Origin of the sequence: Haemophilus sp. HMSC066D02, from assembly GCF_001810545.1 — a bacterium.
GTDB lineage: Bacteria > Pseudomonadota > Gammaproteobacteria > Enterobacterales > Pasteurellaceae > Haemophilus_D.
This window is the reverse complement of sequence record NZ_KV801827.1, coordinates 1-662: the sequence shown is the minus strand read 5'-3', so window position 1 is coordinate 662 and position 662 is coordinate 1. Positions and strand designations below refer to the sequence as shown.

General features: G+C 51.8%; 1 rRNA gene. It reads left to right on the top strand.

The features are described from left to right. A 23S ribosomal RNA gene (locus HMPREF2750_RS09035) occupies nt 1–662 on the top strand; the annotation flags it as partial.

Below are 662 nucleotides of genomic sequence, written 5' to 3'. Positions count from 1 at the left end.
CGTCCTTGAAATACCACCCTTTAACGTTTGATGTTCTAACGAAGATTACGAAACGTGGTCTCGGACAGTGTCTGGTGGGTAGTTTGACTGGGGCGGTCTCCTCCCAAAGAGTAACGGAGGAGCACGAAGGTTTGCTAATGACGGTCGGACATCGTCAGGTTAGTGCAATGGTATAAGCAAGCTTAACTGCGAGACAGACAAGTCGAGCAGGTACGAAAGTAGGTCATAGTGATCCGGTGGTTCTGAATGGAAGGGCCATCGCTCAACGGATAAAAGGTACTCCGGGGATAACAGGCTGATACCGCCCAAGAGTTCATATCGACGGCGGTGTTTGGCACCTCGATGTCGGCTCATCACATCCTGGGGCTGAAGTAGGTCCCAAGGGTATGGCTGTTCGCCATTTAAAGTGGTACGCGAGCTGGGTTTAGAACGTCGTGAGACAGTTCGGTCCCTATCTGCCGTGGGCGTTGGAGAATTGGTTGGGGCTGCTCCTAGTACGAGAGGACCGGAGTGGACGCACCACTGGTGTTCCGGTTGTGTCGCCAGACGCATTGCCGGGTAGCTAAGTGCGGAAGAGATAAGTGCTGAAAGCATCTAAGCACGAAACTTGCCAAGAGATGAGTTCTCCCTGTCTTTAAGACAGTAAGGGTTGTTTAAGACTA